Consider the following 21,163-nt stretch of genomic DNA (forward strand, 5'->3'; position numbering starts at 1 on the left):
GCGTAGAAACATACATTATCTATTCATCACCAGGCGGTGATGATGCATTTGCAGATGATGTAGGTTGTATGATCCCATTTTTATTATTACGAGTAGTAAAATATAGCCGTATCAGTTAACGGATATGCGCTGCAAATATAGACAGTTATTTAAAAAAACAAAATCTGACCACCATTTTTAGAATTAAACGATACAAGGTTAGTATCTCAGGAGCATTTCACCCCATTTTATTAACGCCTTACCACAATTATTTTTTAGGCTGATGTAATGCCCGTTTATTTGAGGCATGAGAATTAAAATAATTTCATTTATAAAAGAATGGCTGTTGCACTTCGCATCGCTTGTGTTCCTTTTTAACTTTTTTGATAGTATAGACTATTTGGGTAAGATTTCTCGCTCTGGCCAGTTCTATTTTAACAATGATGGATCGGCAGAAACTGTCTGGCAAAGAATAATACGCCACACCTTTCAAAACGCCGAGATATTTGAAATGGCTGCATTCACTATGTTGGTGGAGGCTTTGTACCATTTCGTCTTTAAAAAATACCGGTGGCCGGTTTTTATTGCCGCCTCTTTACTTTGTTGCGCCATAGTGCTGGGCGCGCACGCACTATTGTGGCAAAGAGACCTTATGGGAATATGGCAGCCCCTTTTTGTGCTAATGGGTTACATAATTGGTTACGCTTTGCTGCGCGAATTCTTTCATCATAAACTATACCTGCTTAATGTAAGATTAGGGCGGTCAGAGAACGAATTGCAACTGCTTAAACAACAGCTTGATCCGCATTTTTTGTTCAACACGCTTAATTATCTGTACGGAACTGCCCTTCGTGAAAAAGCTGATAAAACTGCGGAGGGTATTGAAGTAATGTCTGGCATGATGCGGTACAGCGTAGAAGGTATGCAGGAGTCCCTCGTGCCGTTGGCAGCCGAAATTAATTTCATTGAGCAGTATTTATATCTGCAGCGGGTGCGCATGCCTCAAAAAAGCGCTAAAGGCGTTCAAGTTGGTATCAATGTAGCCAACGGAAACTATGTTATAGCGCCTATGCTTTTAATCCCTTTAATTGAAAACGCTTTTAAGTATGGGGTAAGCAATGATGAGCCGGTTGACATCAATATCGATATAACATCACGCGGAAACACTCTAACCATGCAGTTATCCAACACTGTTTATTCAGAAAATATAGTTAAAGGCACTAACCAAGGCCTGCAAATTACCCGGCGTAGGTTACAACTGCTTTACCCTGATAAACACACACTCAATATAAAGCCAGGGGCAGATACCTACACGGCGCTGCTTACTTTAACACTCCAACCTTTAAACAAAAATTAATCACTAAAACCTTATCAACTCATGATCACATCTAAAAACTTTTGGATAGGAACTTTATCCCTCGCTATTATACCCATACTGCTAATTGATTTAGGCCATCATTATGTTGATTGGACTAAGGACGTGCATGACGAAATTATCCATCTTGCATATAACCAGGGAGCATTTAATACCTCCGAAAAAGCCAATATTCTGGACAACATTTTTGATCAAAACCAAAGTCTGGGCGTGCAATTTATTTTAAAGTCTGTACTGGCAGCGGGCTTATTATTTAGCTGCATATATTTTTTACGCCGATACTTTAAGCAGCAAAATAGTACTGTATTAAAATCGTCGCCGATACTTGTTGCAGTAGTTGTGGTTTTTCTATGTGTGAAGGTTTTTGTTATGCCGAGGATGATGTTTAACCCCAATGTACACCTACTTGATTATGAACCTAAAAACCAAACTTTCCAAAGTTTTTATAACGCCAACTTTAAGGGAAAGGCTGTGTATGTTGATTTTTGGGGTACCACCTGCGGCCCCTGCGTTTACGAGTTTCAGCATTTTACAGCCAAGTTGAAAAAGCGTTATGCGGGTAAAGATGTAGAATTTCTCTACATCTGCAGCGGTCGTGAGCAAAGGCATAAATACATGTGGAGAGAGCAGATAAAAAAATATAAACTGGAGGGCAATCATATTTTTTTAAATGACGAAGAATATATTAAACTTTATAACCAGTTAACGGGCAATAACAACGATAATACACTTATACCATGGTACGTTATAACCGATAGATCTGGCAAGATAACCGACAAAAATGCGCCCCGCCCAAGTGATAAGGATAAATTATTTACCTTAATAGACAGAAACCTGTTAGCAGCTAATAAATGATTAGGGCCATAGCCATAGATGATGAACCCGTAGCGCTCAATATTATTGAGATGCACGCGCAAAAGGTGCCGTTTGTCAGCTTAGAATACCTATTCAGCAGCGCGAGGGCGGCACTTGACTACCTGGCAAAAGAGGCTGTAGACTTGATTTTTTTGGACGTCAATATGCCCAATATGGGCGGGCTAGAATTTGCCGCTTTGGTAGATCCTGCCATACAGATAGTATTTACAACTGCCCACAGCCAGCATGCGGTTAAGGGTTTTGATATTGATATTGCCGATTTTCTGTTAAAACCTATAACCTACCCACGTTTTTTGCAGGCTTGTGAACGGGTGCAGAAAAATATCGACAAAAATGACTTGGAACCAGGTACGCGGGAAAACCAAAGCCTGTTTGTAAAAGATGGCTACAACTGGGTGCGGGTATATATAAAAGACCTGCTTTATGTAAAGGCAGAAGATAACTATATCAACATGGTTGAGGCCGAGCGGCAAACGCTGGTGCGTATGACGGTGCAGGAATTTTTAAGCAAGGTACCTGTGGGTAGCTTTATAAGGGTCCACAAATCGTACGCGGTAAACCTGGCCTATATTGAAGGGCTTCAAAACAATACGCTTGTAATTGGCGATGGGATTATCCCCATATCAAAAACCTTTACCGACCAAGTAAAGAAGATTTTAACAAGCGGTGCCTGACAACACCGCTTATACATCACATATCTGCACGCACTTATTTAGCGTTACTAATTGCGCTTTTTCCTTCGGGATGAATTCCTGGGCTACAAAGCCTTTATAACCGGTGTCTATTATTGCTTTCATAATTGCCGGATAGTACAATTCCTGCGTTTCATCAATCTCGTGGCGACCGGGTACACCGCCGGTATGATAATGGGCAAAGTACTTGTTGTGTTTTTTGATGGTAGCTATTACGTCGCCTTCATCAATTTGCATATGATAGATGTCATATAGCAGCTTAAAATTTTCAGAGCCTACCCTGTTGCAAAGTTCAACCCCCCATTTTGTGTTATCACACTGGTAATCTTTGTGGTCAACCCTGCTATTTAATAATTCCATTATTAAAATTACTTTATGTTTCTCAGCAAGCGGAATTAACTGCTTTAGGCCCTCAACACAGTTTTGCCAGCCTTCTTCGTCCGTTTTTCCCCGCTTATTACCGCTAAAACAGATCAGGTTGGTATAGCCGGCATTAGCAACCAGGGGGATCATTTCGCTATACCTTTTTATTAATTCAGTATGAAACTTTTTGTCATTAAAGCCGTCGACCAGATTAATTTCAGCACCATTACACATTGAAGAGTGCAGGCCATGCTTTTTTAGGGTAGGCCAGTCAGCAGGGCCAACCAGATCAATCCCTTTAAGTCCCATTTTTTTTCCTTCAATACAAAGCATATCCAGCTCAATTTCTTTGTAACACCATCTGCAAACGGAATGGTTAATATTGCCCTTTAACGGTAAAAGTGGCCTGTCTGAGTCGGCTTGTGGTATGGACGAGCCCAATAAATTGTTGGCAGAAAGTACGGCAGCTCCTGTAAGCATATGTTTTATTGTTGCTCTTCGGTTTAATTTCATGGTAAGTTGACTATAGGGCGGAGGCCCCCGGCTTGTTTAATTGGTTGTACTAATGTAAATAGATTTTGGAACCAACGCAAACGTTTTCAAATCTATCAGTACTTTTACAAAAAATGACTATTGGCAGGCTTAAGCAGGCTCGGATATTAAATAGAAAAACCCATATTTGCGTAAAAAATATTAAAGCTTAACATATACCCAAAAACTTTTATGACACTGATAGCTGATAATTTTATAGGATTTAAAAACAGCGCTAAAGGCGAGAAAACCTTCCAGTCTTTTGCACCTGCAAAAAATGAATACCTGCCTGAGAAATTTACACAGGCTACCGAAGAAGAGTTTGAAGCTGCTATTGCTTTGGCTCAACAGGCGTTCCCTGCTTACCGCGAGTTAACTTACGAAAAACGCGCGCAGTTTCTTGACGCAATTGCAGATGAGATAATGGCTTTAGGCGATGCACTTTTAGAAAGATGCAGTGCCGAGTCTGGTTTACCACTTGCACGTATTACGGGCGAGCGCGGTAGAACTTGCGGCCAGTTAAAATTATTCGCTCAATTGCTGAGAGACGGTTGGTGGTTAGATGCCCGTGTTGATACAGCTCAGCCAGATCGTCAGCCATTACCTAAATCAGATATCAGAAGAATGTTGATCCCGCTGGGCCCTGTTGCCGTTTACGGAGCAAGTAACTTCCCGTTAGCATTCTCAACTGCAGGTGGTGATACTGCATCAGCTTTAGCTGCCGGTTGCCCTGTTGTAGTAAAATCTCACTCATCTCACCCGGGCACAAATGCTTTGGTAAGTTCTGCAATTGCTAAAGCAGCGCAAGCTACCGGTATGCCAGAAGGTGTTTTTTCATCGATATATCTTTCTCATGAACATTCAGTTAAATTGGTTCAACATCCGGTTATTAAAGCGGTTGGTTTTACAGGTTCTCGCCACGTAGGCATGACTTTGTTTAACGCAGCAGTTAGTCGTCCTGAGCCTATCCCTGTTTATGCAGAAATGAGTGCTATTAACCCCGTTGTGTTAATGGAGAATGCATTGGTCACTCAAAAAGAGAAAATAGCTAAGGCGCTTTCTGGTTCTGTAGTGATGGGTGTTGGTCAGTTTTGTACCAACCCGGGTTTAATTTTATTAGTTGATAGCCCTGCTGCTCAGGATTTCCTTACATCATTTGCAGGCGAGTTTGTAAACACTGCACCCGGCACTATGCTTAACAAAAACATTTGCAAAGCATACGCAGGTGGTATAGATACACTTAAAGGTGCTGCCAACACTACAATGATAGCAGAAGCTGCTACAGCCGCCAATGCTGATAAAGCAGAAGCACGCCCGTCAGCATTCAGTACTACTGCTGCTGAGTTCTTAACCAACAAAGCCCTTTCTGAAGAAGTGTTTGGCCCGGCTACATTATTTGTAGTTTGTAAAGACGCTGCTGAATTGGCGAAAGTGTTAGAGTCATTAGAAGGACAGTTAACCGCAACTGTTCATGCTGCCGATGGTGATAAAGAAGCTTTATTGCCTGTTGTAAGTATCATTACACAAAAAGCAGGTCGTGTTATTTATGGTGGATACCCAACTGGTGTTGAGGTTTGCCATTCAATGGTACACGGCGGGCCGTTCCCATCAACCAGTAACGCCGCTTCTACTTCGGTAGGTACAGGTGCTATCTTGCGTTTTGTGCGCCCGGTTGCTTTCCAGGATTTCCCTGATGATCTGCTTCCTGAGCCATTGAAAAAAGGCAACCCTTTAAATATCCTTCGCCTGGTTGACGGCAACTGGACAAAAGATAAAGCATAAGCGGTCTACATTGTTACTGCTACATTCAGCGGTATATTTAACTTAGGTTAGATATACCGCTTTTTTGTTATTTGTTTGTTTACGCAAATTCAACAATGTTTAATTATATTTGACATGTATACCAAATTCCGTTTTTATGTTAAGATCATTAAAAGCATGCTGTACTTTGCTTGCACTTTGTGCTGTATGGTGTAATTTTAGTATAGCGCAAACTAAAGCTACACCTGCCACAATCCAGGTTAACCTTGAAAAAGAGGTTGGCACTATGCACCCTATGTGGGCATGGTTTGGTTATGATGAGCCAAACTATACTTATATGAAGGATGGTAAAAAGCTGCTAAGCGAACTTGCTGCGTTGAGCCCTGTACCTGTTTATGTACGTGCCCACAGCATGCTGGTTACCGGCGATGGCGTAGCCAAACTAAAGTGGGGATCAACTAACGCTTATACAGAGGATGCCAATGGTAAACCCATTTATAACTGGACGCTTGTAGACAGTATTTTTGATACTTATGTAAAACGCAAAATGAAACCCTTTGCGCAGATAGGTTTTATGCCCGAGGCAATGTCAACCAATCCGCAGCCGTATAAGCACAGCTGGACGCCGGGCGGCAAGTCTTCTATTGCAACGGGTTGGGCCTATCCACCAAAGGACTATAACAAATGGGCAGAACTGGTTTACCAATGGGTTAAGCACTCTGTTGACCGTTATGGTAAAACTGAGGTGGAAAGCTGGTATTGGGAGCTTTGGAACGAGCCCAACATTGAATACTGGAAAGGAACCCCTGAAGAATATTTTAAGTTATACGATTACACTGTTGATGCCCTTAAACGTGCATTGCCAACCGCAAGAATTGGAGGAGCCGATGTAGCCGGCACCGGCGGTAGAAGCGGCACTAAATTTTTAACCGACTTTTTAACCCATTGCGTATCGGGTACCAATTACGTTACGGGCAAGATAGGTACGCCCATTGACCTGATCAGTTTTCATGCCAAGGGTGCACCAAGTTTAGTTGACGGCGTTGTACGCATGAACGTAGGCACTCAAATGCGCGATATACAGAAAGGCTTTAATATAGTTGCATCTTTCCCTACACTTAAGAATTTACCTATTATAATAGGCGAATCTGACCCTGAGGGTTGCGCGGCATGTGGTATGGTAACCAGCCCTCAGAATGCTTACCGTAACGGTACTATGTATCCAAGCTATACCGCGGCTTCTTTTGCGCGTAAGTATGCGCTGGCTGATCAGATAGGTATAAACTTTAAGGGAGCTGTTACCTGGGCCTTTGAGTTTGAGGATCAGCCATGGTTCTATGGTTTCCGGGACTTGGCTACCAATGGCGTAGATAAGCCGGTGCTCAATGTATTCCGTATGTTTGGTAAGATGTCGGGCAAGAGGGTGGAGGTTTTGGGTAGCCGCATGTACCCGCTAAGAACCTTTGTAGATTCAAGCGCCCGTGGGCAGCAAACGGATGTCGGCGGTTTGGCTGCCAAGGATGTCAAAGCAGCTTCGGTAATGATCTGGAACTATCACGACATGGATATACAGGCAGCGCCCGAGCCTATTGCAGTATCATTCACCGGTTTAAAGGCAACTAATGTTACCTTGACCCAGTACCTGGTTGACGCCACGCACAGTAACTCCTACGAAGTATGGAAAAAAATGGGATCGCCGCAAACCCCAACTAAAGAGCAGATTGCCATATTAGAAAAGGCAGGCATGCTTGAAACAGTGGGCAAACCGCAAAAACTGGCTGTAAAGAATGGCAATCTCACCATAAATACATCGCTGGCCCGGCAGGGGGTAGCCTTGTTAAAACTGGACTGGTAAGTAATACTTAATAAAAGACAAACAGCCAATAGGACTTCTAATTTCGAAGCCCTATTGGCTGTTTTATTTGGGGTGTTGCATAAAATATGTGTTCCCCTAAAAAAGTGTGAAAAGATTTATATAACTTATTGACTATAAGTAAATTATACAATTTGTGTTGAATTTTGTTCAACTACTTATTCGTCAGTAAAAAGAACTGTAAATCTGTCTTAATTGGCTGTTTATCAGTTTATTGAAATAAAAGGAATTTCACACTTTTTTGCAACAAAATAGCAACAGTTTAGCAACACCATAGCAACAGTGTAAATCCTAATACGGATAATACCTTTCTTCCACGGGATATTTACGTTTCAAGTAGGTTAAAGCAAAGCTGCCAATAAGTGTGTATATATTACTGGTTACCCAAAGCCAATACCCGGCTTGGTATGCAGTTATATAAGATAGTTTCCCTGGCTGCATATCTGATATTTCTGTAAAAAATAAAAAAGACAAAGCTAATGCTGTAGATGCCGCGCTAAAATAAACTGACTTTTTTGGTTCTTTATTTAAAAACCACCACGATGCCCAAAGTAAAGGGTTAGCGTACCATGCCATGCCGGCAACACTTAAAATGCCACCTATTGCGCCTAACGCCACTATGGAAAGGCCGGTCCAATTGTCGCCGCACCTGCTTACTGTGCAAAATCCTTCTTGTGTTAAAGATATTGCGTAGATAAATATACTTATGCCCGATACTGTTTTAAAAGCTGTTTGGTAAACTTTATTGTCCATAAATTAACAAGGGTATTTGATGTTTTACGGAATAAACATCAAATCGGTTGTCAGAATTTTTTTTTGAGCAAAATTTTACCGTTTGAGGATGGTGCACAGTTTGGTAAATACTAAATCAAATTGACATCAACCCTGCTATTTGCCGGCGTTCATCTCTGGTTTCATCTCGTAAATAGCGCCTTCCTCTCCAAAATCATAAAGCTTTATCAGTTTTCGCCTTTGCATAACATGATCAAGATTAATAAGTTCAGGGTTTTCCAGTTGTTCAAACCAGATGAGGTAATAGTGCGGCACTTTATAAAACTCTGCAATTTTGTTAGGGAAAAAGCGGTGCGGCAGGTTTTTACAGCGTATGCCTGATGTAAAGTAGGCAGCTTCGTTGGCATCAGAATAAATAGGTATGCCGGGTTTGTAGATGTGCTTATTGTTCTCTAAAAAAGTAACAAATTTTGAATGGTTCCACGTATCGTCGGTATAACCCGGATTGCCATAATCTTTCTGGTCATGGTGGCGATCCCAATCTGCATACGCCTCGTTAGCTATAAAAATAACCATGATAAGACTAAATGCCCAATTAATTATCCGGCGTTGTTGCTGATCTAACCTAATGTTCTTAAACGCTGTAAGCGCCCAACTTGTAAGGCTCCATATCAGCGGGATGACCATGGGCGATAGCAACCTTGGATTAATACGTTCGTATCTGGAAAAAGTGGATGATACAATAATAAACAAACCATAGATCAGGCCGAAAGTAAGCGCTATACTCTCATAAGCCGACATTTGCCCTTTTATAAGTTGATATACTAACATGCCTATAAGCGTAAGCAAAACTATCCACGCAAGGGGAGCAGATACCGTTGAATAAAGGTTGGGAGAAAAGTTGAGCCACTCTGCTATCACGGTGCCAAAATAATATACGTTTTCGCTAAACGGTGTTAACGACGGTTCGCGCGGCCCCGTCATGGTTTTGGTAAGCAGGGCGTTACGCATAAGGTTCAACACCAGCAGCGAGCACGCCACCAGCCCATAGTTTAAAATATGGATGATCTTCTTTTTGATCTCCAGGTTGCGGTCAAACAATAAAATAAAGCCACCTGTACCTATTATGGTAACTCCAGCGTAACGCGTTATGGTGCTTATGGCCGCTATAAAAGCTGCAATTAAAAGCCACGCAATACTTCGCGACACCATATATTTTCTAAACGCTACGATAAAAACAATGCTCAACAGAATAAACAGTGTTTCAGACCATAAATAGGTGTAGATCTGCAGCAGAGCGGGGCTCAGCATTATGGCAGCCAATACCATGCACTTATATAAATGCGATGTCGATATAAAACGCTGCATTATCCATCCGCATAAATAAAGCAGCAAAGCAAACATAACCCCGTTTAAAACCGGGCCATAAGTAAATGGGTCAACCCCGGTAATAAACATAACCGCCGCTAAAAACGAAGGATAAAATACCGGGAAATCAACCAAGGGCAGGCCATTAAAGGTGATAAGTGCACCTTCGTCCCCCAAACTGCGTGCGGCGCTGGTATACATTATAGAATCTGGCGACACGCCTATGCCGCTGTACCTGGTATAAAGTTGTATGACGAAAAAACCTGCAATTGCAGCTAAGAGGGAGTCGATATTTTTAAATGAGCGGGAATTTGGCATAAATATTAAAAATTAGCCCCCTCTAAATCTCCCCCCGGTTGGGGAGACTTTTTAAAGCCCTCCCCCTCCGGGGAGGGTTGGGTGGGGCTGGCCCTATGCTATCAGACCCAACACAGTACTTATAGGCTGATCGCTGTCAATTAAAATACCTTTTACGCCGGCAGCAGTACCTGCCACCACATCGCGTTCGCGGTCGCCAATAAAATAAGAACGCGCCGGATCTATGTTATATTTTTCAATCCCTTTAACCAATAAACCGGGTTTAGGTTTGCGGCAATCGCAATCTCCGGTAAAATCGGGGTGGTGCGGGCAGTAAAAAACATCGGTAAACTGCACACCATGAGCGTTATAATCATCTTTTAACTTTTGATGCATTTTTCCTAACTCATCTTCGCTATACCAGCCTTTTGCCAAACCACCCTGGTTAGTGGCCACAATAAGCAGGTAGCCCCTGTCCTGTAGCTCTTTTAGCGCGGCAAAATTGTCCAAAACCTCAAAATCTTCAATTCTGCGTATATAGTCGCCCATTTCATGGTTCAACACGCCATCGCGATCTAAAAAAACAGCTTTATTCTTTTTGGGCATTTCTTTAATTTTTTGCAAAGTTAGCAATAATTGTACGCGCGCCGGTTCAAACATTGCAATCGTATTAAAACCATAAAAAATAAGGCATAATTGTTTTTTTTGCCTTTATTTTATTAATTTAGGATAGGTTTAAGCCACATATTAACTGCACTTCTACAATTTTGAATTATAAATTGTTTTTAATTATTTATAATAATTTTAACAATTTATTAAAAATATAATAATTATAGAGCTTATAGATGTAATATTATTTAACATTATCAAAAAAGTTTAGTAATGTTTTAAATTGCCTGTTAATTTCTGTATTTTCGTAATACACCATATAACCATTTTTTAACGGTTTAATTTTTGAGATGAATCAAACTGATTGCGACCAGGGCCTGTATAGACCAGAATTTGAACACGACTCGTGCGGGACGGGATTTATAACCAATATTGACGGACACAAAAACCACCAGATAATTGATGATGCGCTTACCATGTTAGAAAACATGGAGCATCGTGGTGCCTGCGGATGTGACCCCGACTCTGGCGACGGTGCTGGTATTTTAATGCAGATACCGCATGAATTTTTTATGGAAGAATGCTCAGACCTTGAGATCAGTTTGCCGCAACCCGGCGAATATGGCGTAGGAATGCTTTTCTTGCCAAAAGATTCGGTGCTAAAAAAAGCATGCAGAACCGTTGTTGACAATGCCATTGAGAAATTAGGTTTCCAAAAATTAGGTTTCCGCAAACCTGTTGTAGATTCGTCTGTAATTGGCGAAACGGCCCGCAGTGCTGAGCCCGACGTTGAGCAAATATTTGTTGCAAGGCCACACTCCGTTACCAATGTTGACGACTTTGAGCGAAAGCTTTATGTACTGCGCCGCTACATTAATAAAATAGTTACCGAAACGCTCCCCGGCGCACGTAACAGCTTTTATTTCCCTTCATTTTCATGTAAGGTTATTATATATAAGGGCCAGTTAACTACTTACCAGGTGCGCCAGTACTATGCTGATCTGCGCGATCCGCGTATTGCATCAGGTTTGGCTGTGGTTCACTCACGCTTTTCTACCAATACTTTCCCTTCTTGGAAACTGGCTCAGCCGTTCCGCCTGATTGCGCACAATGGCGAGATCAATACACTTACAGGCAACCTTAACTGGTTCTATTCGGGCCTTAAATCATACGCTTCTAACTATTTCAGTGCAGAAGAAATGGAGATGTTGCTGCCTGTTATTGACAACAACCAATCGGATTCTGCCTGTTTAGATAACATTATAGAGATCTTGCAACATACCGGCCGCTCATTGCCGCATGTTATGATGATGTTGATCCCCGAAGCATGGGATGGTAACGAGCAAATGGACCCCATTAAAAAGGCGTTCTATGAATTTCACGCTACATTAATGGAGCCATGGGATGGCCCGGCCGCTATCAGCTTTACAGATGGTAAGTTGGTTGGCGCGGTGTTAGACCGAAATGGCCTGCGTCCGCTGCGTTATTCTATTACCAGCGATGGACGTGTAATTGCAGCATCAGAAACCGGCGCTATTAAGATAGACCCAAAGACAATCATTAAGAACGGCCGTTTACAGCCAGGCAAGATGTTATTGATCGATACCGAAAAAGGTATGATCATTACCGATGAAGAAATTAAACAACAAATAGCTTCACGTCAGCCTTATGGCCGTTGGTTAGAGAACTATAAAATTAAACTGGAAGACCTTGCCGAGCCGCGTATAGCGTTTAGCGACCTAAGCGCCGATGCGATATTTAAGTATCAGCAGGTGTTTGGCTACACCCGCGAGGATGTGGAGACCATTATTAAACCAATGGCGCTTGATGGTAAAGAGCCTATCGGTTCTATGGGTACTGATGTTCCGCTGGCTATTTTGTCAGACAAGCCTCAACACCTGTCAAGCTATTTCAAGCAATTCTTTGCGCAGGTTACCAATCCGCCTATCGACCCGATACGTGAGCGTTTGGTAATGAGCCTATCAACCTTTATAGGTAATAACGGCAACTTGCTTGATGAGGATAAAATGCATTGCCATTGCGTAACGCTTAAACATCCGATACTTAAAAACCATCAGCTGGAAAAACTGCGCAGTATTGATACCGGCATGTTCCATGCAAAAACGCTGCAAACTTATTTTAACGCAGATGGTAATCCTGGATCGCTGCAAAAAGGTATTGAGCGGGTTTGCCGCTATGCCGAAGATGCTGTTGCGGATGGTTTTGAAGTACTGATATTATCAGACCGTGCGCTTGACTCTGAACATGCGCCTATACCTTCATTGCTTGCTGTATCTGCCGTGCATCACCATTTGATTAAAAAAGGTTTGCGCGGCGCAATAGGTATTGTTGCCGAAGCCGGTGATGTTTGGGAAGTACACCATTTTGCCTGTTTGCTGGCCTTTGGCGCTACCGCTATTAACCCATACATGGCGCAGGCTACGATTGAAAATTTAAAAGCAACCGGTGCGCTTGACACCAAATTAGATAAAAACTACCTGTTAAAGAACTACGTTAAGTCTATAAATGATGGATTGTTAAAGATCTTCTCAAAAATGGGGATCTCTACATTGCAATCATACCACGGTTCGCAGGTATTTGAAATATTAGGTTTAAACAAGGATGTAGTTAATAAATACTTCTGCGGTGCGGTTACGCGCATAGGTGGCCTTGGTTTAGACGAAATTGCGCGCGAAGCGCTGTGCAAACACCGTTTTGGCTTTACCAAGCAAACAGAAAGTACGTTGCTGCCCGAAGGCGGTATTTACCAATGGAAACGCCGTGGAGAGGAACACTTGTTCAATCCCACTACGGTGCACCTGCTGCAACATGCAACCCGCAGTGGTGATTACAATGTTTATAAAAACTACGCTAAGGCGGTTAATGAGCAAAGCGATAAACACTATACCATCCGTGGTTTGCTTGATTTTGTTCATCACCGCGAATCTATTTCAATTGATGAGGTAGAATCTGCTGAGAGCATTATGAAGCGTTTTGCTACAGGTGCCATGTCGTTCGGATCAATTTCGCACGAGGCACACAGCACCCTTGCCATTGCCATGAACCGCATTGGCGGCAAAAGCAATACCGGCGAGGGTGGGGAAGACGAAATGCGCTACACCCCGCTTGAAAACGGCGACTCAATGCGTTCTGCTATTAAACAGGTAGCGTCTGGGCGGTTTGGTGTAACATCAAACTACCTTACCAATGCTGATGAGTTACAGATAAAAATGGCGCAGGGTGCAAAACCTGGCGAAGGTGGCCAGTTACCGGGCCATAAGGTTGACGACTGGATTGCTAAAACCCGTCACTCAACTCCCGGCGTTGGTTTGATATCACCTCCGCCGCACCACGATATTTATTCTATTGAGGATTTAGCACAGCTGATCTTCGACCTGAAAAATGCTAACCGCCAGGCGCGTATCAACGTTAAGCTGGTATCAAAGGCAGGTGTAGGTACAATTGCCGCAGGTGTGGCAAAAGCACACGCTGACGTTATTTTGATAGCCGGATATGATGGTGGTACAGGTGCATCGCCAATAAGCTCTATAAAACACGCAGGCTTACCCTGGGAACTTGGCTTAGCAGAAGCTCACCAAACGTTGGTGAAGAATAAATTGCGCAGCCGGGTTGTGCTGCAAACAGACGGGCAGTTAAAAACCGGTCGCGATTTAGCCATTGCTTGTTTAATAGGCGCTGAAGAATGGGGTGTTGCAACTGCGGCCCTTGTTGCAGGCGGTTGTATAATGATGCGTAAATGCCATTTAAACACCTGCCCGGTTGGTGTCGCTACCCAGGATCCTGACTTGCGTAAGCTGTTCTCGGGCAAACCTGAACACGTGGTTAACCTCTTCAAGTTTATGGCCGAGGAAATGCGCGAGATAATGGCTGAATTGGGCTTCCGTACCATTAATGAAATGGTGGGCCGTGTTCAGTTCCTGAAAGTGAAAGATGGTATCAAGAGCTGGAAAGCCGGTAAAATTGATCTTTCGGGCATTTTACATCCGGTTACTTTCGATAAAAACTCTACGCTTTATAACAGCGAGCAGCAGGATCACGGCATGGCCCATATCATCGACTGGAAGCTGTGGGAAGATGCAAAACCGGCATTAGCTGATAAAACACCGGTATTTGGTGCTTATGATGTGAAAAATACAGATCGTACCATTGGCGCGCTGTTATCAAACGAGATCTCAAAAATTTATGGTTCACCCGGTTTGCCGGATAATACCATCAATTATAAATTTAAAGGTTCTGCAGGCCAGAGCTTTGGCGCGTTCTCAACCAAAGGAGTTTCTTTCGAGTTGGAGGGTGAAGCTAACGACTATGTAGGTAAGGGCCTTTCTGGAGCTCAGTTAGCTATCTATCCTGACGCTACCGCAACTTTTGTACCCGAAGACAACATCATCATTGGTAACGTAGCGCTTTACGGTGCAACAGCAGGCGAGTTGTTTGTAAGAGGTATGGCCGGCGAACGTTTCGCAGTACGGAACTCTGGTGCAACAACTGTTGTAGAAGGCGTAGGAGATCATGGTTGCGAGTATATGACCGGCGGTATAGCGCTTATATTAGGTAAAACAGGCCGCAACTTTGCAGCCGGTATGAGCGGTGGCATAGCCTGGGTATATGACGTTGACGGTACTTTTGCCGAAAACTGCAATACAGAAATGGTTGATCTTGATCCGCTGAGCGCCAAAGATGAACTACAGATAGGTGAACTATTGCGTAAGCACGTTAGCTTAACCGGCAGCAAGCTGGCGCAGGATATCCTTAAAAACTGGAATGTTGTTTCTGAACGTTTCATTAAGGTGTTCCCGAGAGAGTATAAGAAAGTTATTGAAAAATTAGAATTACAATCAGTTAATTAATAGATGGGAAAAGTTACAGGTTTTCAGGAGTATGACAGGAAGCTTCCTGCCAAATTACCACCTGCGGAACGTATTAAGAATTATAACGAATTTGAAAGTTTATATTCTGACGAGGAATTAAACAAACAATCGGCCCGTTGCATGAACTGTGGCATTCCTTTTTGTCATAGTGGTTGCCCGCTGGGTAACATCATTCCGGAGTTTAACGATGCCGTTTATAATAAGGATTGGGAAGAAGCTTATCAGATCCTTTCATCAACCAATAACTTCCCTGAGTTTACCGGCCGTATTTGCCCTGCTCCGTGCGAGTCGGCTTGCGTGTTGGGTATTAACAAGCCAGCGGTAGCTATTGAGGAGATAGAAAAGCACATCATTGAGATTGCCTATCAAAAAGGGATGGTTAAGCCAACTGCTCCGCTTATTAAAACAGGTAAAAAGGTATCGGTTGTTGGTTCTGGCCCTGCTGGGCTTGCTGCTGCTGCACAACTGGCAAAAGCCGGCCATGAAGTAACAGTTTTTGAGCGCGACGATAAAATTGGCGGCTTGTTACGTTACGGTATCCCTGATTTTAAACTGGAAAAGAATGTAATTGACCGCCGTATGGAGGTTATGGAGAAAGATGGCATTATCTTTAAAACCAATATTGAAGTAGGCAAAGATATTTCTGCCGAGGATTTGGTGCGTAACAGTGATGCGGTAGTTTTGGCCGGTGGCTCTACTATACCGCGTAACCTGCCCGTTCCGGGGCGCGAGTTAAAAGGTGTTTATTTTGCCATGGAGTTTTTGAAACAGCAAAACAAACGTGTAGGTAACTCGCCTGTAACTGCAGAAGATATTTTAGCTACAGGTAAAGATGTAGTAGTTATCGGCGGTGGCGATACAGGTTCTGACTGTGTCGGTACATCAAACCGCCAGGGTGCTAACTCTGTAAAGCAATTTGAGGTGATGGTGCAGCCACCTACCGAGCGTACGCCCAACATGCCGTGGCCAACCTACCCAATGGTGTTAAAAACAACTACATCGCACGAGGAAGGCGTTGAGCGTTTCTGGGGAGTTAACACTAAAGAATTTTTAGGTGACGAGAACGGCGAGTTAAGAGCGTTAAAAGTTAGCGATGTAAGCTGGGAGTTGGATCTAATGGGCCGTCCGGTAAAATTTGCCGAGGTGGAAGGCTCAGAACGCGAGATTCCATGTCAAAGGGTATTCCTGGCAATGGGTTTCCTAAATCCTCAATTTGAGGGCATGCTGCAAAATTTAAGTGTTGACGTTGATGCCCGTAAAAATGTAAACGCTAAAGAAGGTGTGTACCGCACCAATGTAAGCAAAGTGTTTGCAGCTGGAGATATGCGCCGCGGACAATCATTGGTTGTTTGGGCTATATCCGAAGGCCGCGAATGTGCACGCAAGGTTGACGAGTTTTTAATGGGACATTCGGTGTTGGAGAGCAAAGACTCAATTAACCAATTTGACCAGGTTTTTAATTCCTAACTGACCCCTGAAACCCTAAGGGTATTATAAATAATGAATCCTCTTTTGTTTAGGCGAAAGAGGATTTTTTGTGCCCCATCCGATGGACAAGCAACAACAATAGCGATGGGTTTCAAACCCATCGCTATTGTTGTTGCCGAAACGGTAGTTAGCTTACCTCCACGCTCCCAAAATAGCGCCCATTATAGCAAGCGATACAATGCTATAGAGCCCGTTAATGAAAATATGTTTCCAGCTGCGCAACTCAAACAGGCTGTGTACAGCTATGGCTGAAAAACCCCATATGCCGGCTAAGAAGCCCGCGGTTGCTCCCCAGGACACATCGGTTGTTGGCTCTGCAAGGAATGCCGCAAGGTTAGCTGCCATAATAAGCGAGAAAAGCCCCGTAAAACCAAATATCTTAGCCTGACTGGCGGCTTTAAGCTCCTCTTCTTTTAGTTTGCTTTCTTTCATCCAGGTGTTGCCAAAATACTTTGGGGTTGTACCAAATGCCGCCAACCATAAATGATGATAGTGCCGCCACTAAAACGGCTGGCCAATTAATTAACGATGGATCCATAAATTGTAAAGGTTATGCCCCTTGGCCCCTAAAGGGAGAAAGATGGCGGTTTATGGTTAAAGATAAATAAAAATAATAAGCATAACCAATTGATATAAAGCAGAAAAGCACCTTTATTAAAAGTGCTTTTCTGCTTTTAAGAGTTCCCCCTTCAGGGGGCGGAGGAGGTTAAATATATTTAGTGCCAAACTGCTGTTTTACATCGGCAACTACTTTTTTAACATTTTGTTCCTGGTCGCGCGGGCAGATCAAAAGTGTGTTGTTTGATTCTACAACAATGAAATCATGCAGCCCTTGTAATATCACCAATTTATCTTCCGGAACATTGACCATACAGTTTGATGAATCGTACATGATCACCTTTTCAGAAGGAATAACGGCGTTGCCTACGTAATCTTTTTCAGACAGGTCGTAAATAGACGCCCATGTGCCCAGATCAGACCATCCAAACTCTGATGGTAGCACATACACATTATCCGCTTTCTCCATAATGCCGTAGTCTATAGAAATATTGGTACACTGCATGTAAGCCTGGTTAACGTGGCTGCGTTCGTTATCTGTATTGTAATAAGGGCGAGCATCTGCAAAAATATCGTTCATATCCGGTAAGTACTGTCCAAATGCCTTAACTATCGCTTTCGCAGACCAAACAAAGATGCCTGCGTTCCATAAAAAGTCGCCGCTTTGCATAAAAGTTTTTGCAATGTCCAACGTAGGTTTTTCGGTAAAGGTTTTTACTTTATGAAAATCTTCGTCAATAGTGGTATTGGTAAACTGAATATAGCCGTAGCCGGTGTCCGGGCGCGAAGGTTTAATGCCTAAAGTTATGAGGCAATCTTTCTCTGACGCTACCTTTAATGATTTTTCAATAGTATTAACAAATCCCTGCTCATCCAGTATCAAATGGTCTGATGGGGCAACCACAATGGCAGCATCCGGATTAAGGCTTTCAATTTTAAAACATCCGTAGGCTACGCAAGGCGCTGTATTACGCATTACCGGCTCAGTTAATATCTGGTTATCGGCCATGTCTGGCAATTGCGCCTTTACTAACGATGTATAGCTTTCGTTAGTCACCACATAAATATTCTCTTTGGGGCAAACCTTTAAAAATCTATCGTAAGTGTTTTGTATCAGGGTTTTACCTGTACCTAATATGTCGATAAATTGTTTTGGGTGCGACGTTCTGCTGATGGGCCAGAAGCGGCTTCCAATCCCGCCTGCCATTATAATGGCGTAATAATTTTTGTTCATTTTTTATGTGGAAATAGTTTAAGCATTCAAGCTGCAAAAGTGGAAATAATAATTCAAAGCAACTGCAAAAAAGTGGCTTTAATCTTTGCGGTAATAAAGCAATAAATAAACGAATTGTTTTTGATTAAGGCAACAGTTTTTAGTTTTAATAAAATTATTATCGGCTTGTTAGCCGTGTAAAATAAGGGTGGAATAATGCCACATTATCAATTTATCATCAGTTGTATACAATTGTCATAAATAATCATTTCAGTATAAAATTTCTAAGTAAAACTATCGTTTATTGATAAAATTTTGTTACTTTAAACTTTTATAACTAATACAGAATACCATAATGATAGAAACCAAAAAGTCGCTTTTTGATAATCTTCAAAACTTTTTTGGGTTTGATAATTTCAAAGGAGAACAAGAGGCGATCATTACCAACATATTGGCTGGTAACGATACTTTTGTTATCATGCCTACCGGCGGCGGCAAATCAATGTGTTATCAGTTACCAGCCTTGATGAGTGAGGGTACAGCTATTGTAATATCGCCACTGATAGCATTGATGAAAAACCAGGTAGACCAGTTACGTGCATTTGGCGGATCAGACAGCATTGCGCATTTTCTTAATTCATCGCTTACAAAATCAGATATAATACGTGTTAAAGAGGATGTGCTGAGCGGAAAAACAAAATTGTTATACGTTGCCCCCGAATCGCTTACAAAACAAGAAAATGTTGACTTTCTTCGCCTTAATCAGGTATCCTTTGTAGCGGTTGATGAGGCGCATTGTATATCTGAATGGGGACACGATTTCAGGCCCGAGTATCGTAAAATACGCCAGGTTATCAGCAACATAGGCGATGATATTCCTATTATTGCCCTAACCGCTACAGCCACACCTAAAGTTCAGCAGGATATTCAAAAAAACCTGCAAATGAACAATGCGACAGTCTATAAATCATCGTTTAACCGCTCTAACTTGTTTTATGAAGTGCGTGCAAAACGCAATGTAAATAAAGAGATAGTTAAATACGTTAAGCAGAATATAGGTAAATCTGGCATTATATATTGCCTTAGCCGTAAAAAGGTGGAGGAGGTTGCAGAAGTGCTTGCGTTAAATGGTATAAAAGCGTTGCCTTACCATGCCGGCCTTGATGCTAAAGTACGTGCGGATACGCAGGACAAGTTCCTGATGGAAGATGTTGACGTTATTGTTGCTACCATAGCCTTCGGGATGGGTATTGATAAACCCGATGTGCGTTATGTGATACACCATGATGTGCCTAAAAGCATGGAGGGCTATTACCAGGAAACCGGCCGTGCAGGGCGCGATGGTGGCGAGGGTGTTTGCGTGGCCTTTTATTCGCAAAAGGATATTGATAAACTACAAAAGTTTATGAAGGATAAGCCTGTTGCCGAACGCGAAATTGGAACACAGATATTGAAAGAGGTTATTGATTACGCTGAATCTTCGGTTTGCAGGCGCAAGCAATTACTGCATTATTTTGGCGAAAACTTTAATGAAGCAGGCTGTAACAATATGTGCGACAATTGCTGCGCGTCAAAACAACATTTTGACGGTGAGGAGCATCTGCATAAAGCACTTAGCATTATAAAGCAAACAGGCGAGAAATTTGACGATCATCATATATTTAATATTTTGATGGGCATTGACGGGCCGCAGATACATAATTACGAGCATCATTTGCTTGATCTGTTCGGCTCTGGTAAGGCAGATGGTGATATGCTATGGCACTCGTTATTACGCCAGGCCTTGTTGAATAATTATTTATCAAAAGATATTGACCAATACGGTTTATTGCGCTTAACTAAGCAAGGACATTCTTTTTTAGAAAACCCGCACAGCATACGCTTTGTTATGAACCGCGTTATTGAGCCGGCAGATGATGACGATAGCGAGGACGGGCCAAAGCAAGGCGGCGGAGCGCTTGATTCGCAGTTGCTGCAAATGCTGAAGGACCTGCGCAAAAAAATGGCTAAGCAAAAAAATCTGCCGCCATTTGTGCTGTTTCAGGACCCGTCTTTGGAGGAAATGTGCACACATTACCCAATAACCCAGGATGAGCTACGCCAGATATCGGGTGTTGGAGCAGGCAAGGCCATGAAATTTGGGGCCCCGTTTATTGACCTGATAAAGAAATATGTTGAGGATAATGATATCGACCGCCCCGTTGATATGGTGATAAAAAGTGCTGCCAATAAATCGGCGCTTAAAGTATTTATTATTCAAAACATAGACCGCCATTTAAATTTGGATGATATAGCTGCCTCAAAAGGCCTTACTTACGAAGAGGTTTTAAAAGAGGTGGAAACTATAGTTAACTCGGGCACCAAGCTTAACCTTAACTATTATATTGATGAGGTTATAGATGAGGATAAGCAGGAGGAAGTATTTGATTATTTCCGCAAGGCCGAAATAGACTCTATTGACGATGCTTTGGTTGAACTAGGATCTGACGATTATACCCGGGAAGAAGTACAATTAATGCGGATTAAGTTCATGTCTGAGTTAGGAAACTAGAGCTTGCT

Annotated in this window: 14 protein-coding genes; 8 read left to right on the forward strand and 6 right to left on the reverse strand. The window is 42.5% G+C overall.

The window, feature by feature from the left end; translation table 11 throughout:
* Window positions 1-286 precede the first annotated feature (286 nt).
* From ACVW2L_RS05650 to ACVW2L_RS05660, 3 genes are read left to right on the forward strand one after another with little or no spacing between them, the layout of a single operon-like run.
* Window positions 287-1,336, forward strand: coding sequence for a sensor histidine kinase (locus ACVW2L_RS05650; protein WP_457126986.1), 1,050 nt, complete (start codon window positions 287-289; stop codon window positions 1,334-1,336).
* 21 nt (window positions 1,337-1,357) lie between these two features.
* Window positions 1,358-2,209: a TlpA family protein disulfide reductase gene (locus ACVW2L_RS05655; protein WP_457126987.1), complete on the forward strand. Its 852-nt coding sequence runs from the start codon at window positions 1,358-1,360 to the stop codon at window positions 2,207-2,209.
* Window positions 2,206-2,904, forward strand: coding sequence for a LytR/AlgR family response regulator transcription factor (locus ACVW2L_RS05660; RefSeq protein WP_457126988.1), 699 nt, complete (start codon window positions 2,206-2,208; stop codon window positions 2,902-2,904). Before ACVW2L_RS05655 ends, ACVW2L_RS05660 begins: the two co-directional genes overlap by 4 nt.
* Window positions 2,905-2,913: 9 nt before the next feature.
* Here ACVW2L_RS05660 and ACVW2L_RS05665 read toward each other — a convergent pair whose 3' ends face one another.
* Window positions 2,914-3,798: a hydroxypyruvate isomerase family protein gene (locus ACVW2L_RS05665; protein ID WP_457126989.1), complete on the reverse strand. Its 885-nt coding sequence runs from the start codon at window positions 3,796-3,798 to the stop codon at window positions 2,914-2,916.
* Window positions 3,799-4,008: 210 nt separating this feature from the next.
* Between ACVW2L_RS05665 and ACVW2L_RS05670 the strand changes: the two genes are divergently transcribed.
* Both ACVW2L_RS05670 and ACVW2L_RS05675 read left to right on the forward strand, forming a co-directional pair.
* Entirely contained in the window at window positions 4,009-5,598 is a 1,590-nt protein-coding gene (locus ACVW2L_RS05670; RefSeq protein ID WP_457126990.1) for an aldehyde dehydrogenase (NADP(+)), read from the forward strand.
* 136 nt (window positions 5,599-5,734) lie between these two features.
* On the forward strand, window positions 5,735-7,432 hold the full coding sequence (locus ACVW2L_RS05675) for a GH39 family glycosyl hydrolase (RefSeq protein ID WP_457126991.1): 1,698 nt from the start codon (window positions 5,735-5,737) through the stop codon (window positions 7,430-7,432).
* Window positions 7,433-7,741: 309 nt separating this feature from the next.
* Here ACVW2L_RS05675 and ACVW2L_RS05680 read toward each other — a convergent pair whose 3' ends face one another.
* The 3 genes from ACVW2L_RS05680 to ACVW2L_RS05690 form a co-directional block, all read right to left on the reverse strand.
* A complete protein-coding gene (locus tag ACVW2L_RS05680) occupies window positions 7,742-8,203 on the reverse strand; it encodes a hypothetical protein (protein ID WP_457126992.1) in 462 nt (153 codons plus the stop codon).
* A gap of 135 nt (window positions 8,204-8,338) precedes the next feature.
* Window positions 8,339-9,868: a hypothetical protein gene (locus ACVW2L_RS05685; protein ID WP_457126993.1), complete on the reverse strand. Its 1,530-nt coding sequence runs from the start codon at window positions 9,866-9,868 to the stop codon at window positions 8,339-8,341.
* Window positions 9,869-9,961: 93 nt separating this feature from the next.
* Window positions 9,962-10,453 carry a D-glycero-alpha-D-manno-heptose-1,7-bisphosphate 7-phosphatase gene (locus tag ACVW2L_RS05690; protein ID WP_457126994.1) on the reverse strand — a complete coding sequence of 164 codons (492 nt, stop codon included), beginning with the start codon at window positions 10,451-10,453 and terminating at the stop codon, window positions 9,962-9,964.
* A 353-nt stretch (window positions 10,454-10,806) separates the two neighbouring features.
* On the opposite strand from ACVW2L_RS05690, the gene gltB reads away from it, so the two are divergent.
* Both gltB and ACVW2L_RS05700 read left to right on the forward strand, forming a co-directional pair.
* Window positions 10,807-15,324 (forward strand): glutamate synthase large subunit, encoded by a 4,518-nt coding sequence (gene gltB, locus ACVW2L_RS05695; protein ID WP_457126995.1) that lies wholly within the window; start codon window positions 10,807-10,809, stop codon window positions 15,322-15,324.
* Window positions 15,325-15,327: 3 nt separating this feature from the next.
* A complete protein-coding gene (locus tag ACVW2L_RS05700) occupies window positions 15,328-16,812 on the forward strand; it encodes a glutamate synthase subunit beta (protein ID WP_457126996.1) in 1,485 nt (494 codons plus the stop codon).
* A gap of 153 nt (window positions 16,813-16,965) precedes the next feature.
* On the opposite strand, the gene ACVW2L_RS05705 is transcribed toward ACVW2L_RS05700, so the two are convergent.
* Both ACVW2L_RS05705 and ACVW2L_RS05710 read right to left on the reverse strand, forming a co-directional pair.
* On the reverse strand, window positions 16,966-17,310 hold the full coding sequence (locus tag ACVW2L_RS05705; RefSeq protein WP_457126997.1) for a DUF1761 domain-containing protein: 345 nt from the start codon (window positions 17,308-17,310) through the stop codon (window positions 16,966-16,968).
* A gap of 229 nt (window positions 17,311-17,539) precedes the next feature.
* Entirely contained in the window at window positions 17,540-18,625 is a 1,086-nt protein-coding gene (locus ACVW2L_RS05710) for a mannose-1-phosphate guanylyltransferase (RefSeq protein WP_457126998.1), read from the reverse strand.
* A 337-nt stretch (window positions 18,626-18,962) separates the two neighbouring features.
* Between ACVW2L_RS05710 and recQ the strand changes: the two genes are divergently transcribed.
* Window positions 18,963-21,155: a DNA helicase RecQ gene (gene recQ / locus ACVW2L_RS05715; RefSeq protein ID WP_457130180.1), complete on the forward strand. Its 2,193-nt coding sequence runs from the start codon at window positions 18,963-18,965 to the stop codon at window positions 21,153-21,155.
* Window positions 21,156-21,163 lie beyond the last annotated feature (8 nt).

The sequence above is a fragment of the Mucilaginibacter sp. HD30 genome (genome assembly GCF_054061755.1).